This is a genomic window from Candidatus Binatia bacterium, assembly GCA_036382395.1.
Classification (GTDB): domain Bacteria; phylum Desulfobacterota; class Binatia; order HRBIN30; family HRBIN30; genus JAGDMS01.
In genome coordinates this window covers 1-3,415 of the sequence record DASVHW010000152.1, presented here as the reverse complement: position 1 = coordinate 3,415, position 3,415 = coordinate 1, and the positions used below count along the sequence as shown (strand labels likewise).

General features: G+C 60.8%; 2 protein-coding genes. Both read left to right on the top strand.

Features of this window, described 5'->3' with window-relative positions:
- Positions 1–2,884: translocation/assembly module TamB domain-containing protein (locus VF515_06935; protein ID HEX7407371.1), on the top strand; the 2,884-nt coding region annotated here is incomplete at its 5' end.
- A 339-nt stretch (positions 2,885–3,223) separates the two neighbouring features.
- A partial coding sequence (locus tag VF515_06930; protein ID HEX7407370.1) for a hypothetical protein occupies positions 3,224–3,415 on the top strand: 192 nt, incomplete at its 3' end.

Below are 3,415 nucleotides of genomic sequence, written 5' to 3'. Positions count from 1 at the left end.
TCCGTACGAGCCTGCACTCTCCGGCCGTCTGACCCTGGAAGAGGGCAGCCTGCTCAACTTTAACGAGCGCAAGTACACCGTCGAGCGCGGCAACATCACCTTCACCAGCGAGCGCCGCATTGAGCCCAACCTGGACATCATGGCCACCACAACCGCCGGCGGACTCGATATCACTTTGCAGGTGTCCGGCGTGCCGGGTAAGACCGAAACTACGCTGACGTCGGATCCGCCCGAGCCGGAACAAGACATCCTTGCGGTCTTGTTGACGGGCAAGAAGCTCGACGATATTCGCAGCCAGGAGTTTGCGGTGGCGCGCAACCAGGTGCTCTCGTATCTGACAGGCCGCGTCGGTTCCAGTCTTGGCCGCGGTATCGCGGGTGCCACGGGACTCAGTTCGGTGCGGATCGAGCCGAACCTGATTGCCAATGAAGCCAATCCCGGCGCCAGGCTCACCATCGGGCAGGACATCACCCCCAAGCTGAACCTGATCTACTCCATGGATCTGATCAACAGCTCGGACCAGATCTACGTCGGCGAATACGACTTCACGCGGCGGTTCAGCACGCGCGGCGTCCGTCAGTCCGACGGCAGTTTCCGCGGCGATTTCCGGCACGATCTGCGCTTTGGCGGCGTTCCCGAGCCCAAGAGCGCCCGTCGCCTGGAGAGTCGCAGAATCGATAAGATCACGATCCGCGGTATCACGTACTTTCCCGCAGAGAAGCTCGCTGCCAAACTCGGAGTGAAGCAGGGCCAGAAATACGATTTCTTTAAGGTGCGCCGCGGCGTCGACAACATCGACAAACTGTTCACCACGGAGAACCTGCTGCAAGCCAATGTGCGACTGAAACGGGATTCCCGTGACGCCACCGTGGACCTGACCCTGGATGTGGACGCCGGACCGGTGGTTGATTTCGTCTATGAAGGCATCGCCGCCGATGGAAGCCTGAAAAAGCGGGTCCGGGATACCTGGCGCAACGGCGTCTTCGATTCGCAGCGTGCCGAGGATGCCGTTCAGGAGATCCGTTCCTGGCTGGTCAAAGCAGGCAAGCTTCAGCCGGTCATCGCGTATAAGATCCTGAAACCCTTCCCGGACCGCGTCAGTGTGGTGTTCGACATTCAGCCCGGCCCGCAATTCAGCAATGTCGAAATCGCGTTCGATGGGGCCAAAGGAATTGCAGCCAAGGACCTGCGTGAAATCGTCAAGGCGCAGAAGCTCTCCGAGGAAGTTTACGTGAAGCCCTCCAGCGTGACCGAACTGCTCACGCGCTATTACCACGAGCAGGGATATCTGGACGCCAAGATCGATAATCCACGATACGAGTTGAGCGCCGAGACTCGCACGGGCAAGGTGACGTTTCCGGTTCAAGAAGGGCCGCTATATCACACCGCGGGAGTCGAGTTTCAGGGCAACACCGTATTCGATACCGCCCGGCTGACCGCGGCCGTGCCGCTTCCTAAGGGGGAGGAGTATCGCCCGGTGCTGCGCGAACGAACGCTCCAGAAACTCCGGGATCTCTACTGGGAGAAGGGCTACAACGATATGGAGGCGGACATCTCCACGCGCCGCGGCAAGGCAGCAGGTGAACTGGACGCCGTCGTGAAGATTACCGAGAATCGTCAGAGCGTCGTCCGCGAAATCGTCGTGGAGGGAAATGACAAGACCAGTGAGGGCTTGATCCGGACGCAGATCGAGGTGAAGCCCGGCGATATTCTGAACCTCCAGAAGCTGAGTAATTCGCGGCGCAATTTGTACCATACGGCCGCCTACTCGCTGGTGGAGATCACGCAGGAGGAGGTGGAAGCCGAGTCTAACGCCGCGGGCCGGAAGCCGGTCCGCCTGCGTGTACGAGTCCGCGAAGTGCAGCCCTTCCAGTTACGCTACGGCGCCTTTTACGACACCGAGCGCGGACCGGGCCTTATCGCCGACCTGACCAATCGCAATTCGCTGGGCAGCGCGCGAACACTAGGCCTCCGCACCCGCTACGACGCGCAATTGCAGGAAGTGCGCCTCTACTTCACGCAACCGCTGCTGCGCAGGTTCCCGGTCTCTACCACGGTCAGCCCCTACGTTCGCCACGAACGCAACCCCGCAACCAGCACGTCGGATGCGTTCAATGTGGATCGCACGGGGATCTCCATTCAACAGGAGGCCAAATTTCGCCGGAAGTATGTGGTCACCTACGGGTATCGCATCGAAAAGAGCCGCACGTACGACACTGGACCCGATCCGTTTTTCAACATCCCTTTGCGGATTGCCGCCCTGACGGCGACGGTCACACGGGAAACTCGCGACGACGTGCTCGATGCAACTCACGGCCAGTTTTTCTCGCACGCGTTCCAGTACTCGCCGGAGCTGCTTGGATCGCAATTGCGCTTCGTCAAGTATTTCGGCCAGTACTTCCGCTACTTTCCCCTGCAAAAACCCAAGGTGCAGCTCTTCACCAATCAGGTGCTCCGGCCGCGCTTGGTTTATGCCACGGGTGTACGGGTAGGGTTGGCAACGGGCCTGGGGGGCCAGGAAATTACGCTTGGCGAACGCTTCCTCGCTGGCGGAAGCACGACCATCCGAGGTTTTCAGCAGAACGGCGTCGGTCCGATCGGATTCGACCGCTTGCCGCTGGGCGGCGATGCCGTACTGATCTTCAACAACGAAATCCGTTTACCGCTCGTCAGCCGGTTCGACGGCGTCGGTTTCGTCGATATTGGCAACGTCTACCGACACGTTTCCGACATCAGCTTGACCGACCTTCGGAAGGCCGCCGGACTCGGTCTACGCGTCCGAACGCCGTGGTTCCTCTTGCGGCTGGACTATGGACTGAAACTCGATCGCCGCCCCGGCGAATCCATCGGCCGGCTCTTTTTCAGCATCGGCCAGGCTTTCTGAGCATTGCGTCGGTGAACGGGCTTGCCCGGGTCCAGGTGGCGGGCTGCCCAGCGATGGTCCGTCTACAATCCGTCAACAGGCGGGGTTGACTTCCCGGGCCGCACAGGCGCGAACACCCGCCGGCCGCCGCGCAAACCGCGGCATCTCCGCCGAGCGTGCCATTGACTCTGCCGCGCGGAAGTTCGCACGCGGGCGGAACGCGACTACAACCTTCGCAATATCGACATTACCGCCGCGGCCGTCGAGGCGGCTGCGGGACGCAGCGATTGGGTCACCGGCAACTTCAGCGACCGCACCGGCTATTTCCCCCGCGCGGGCGGGTACCGCTTCAACTGCCCGATGGACTACAACTCGGGCCGGGTGCACACCATTGAAATCCTGCGCGCCGACGGTATCCTCACGGTAGAAATCCAGCAGACCTTCATGCATCTAAGTCACCCTACGAAGTTCCTGTTGGGAGCTTATCTCGACCAGAAGATCAGGCACGGAAACCATCCGGTGCTCAACTGGATGGCAAGTTGTCTGCAATTG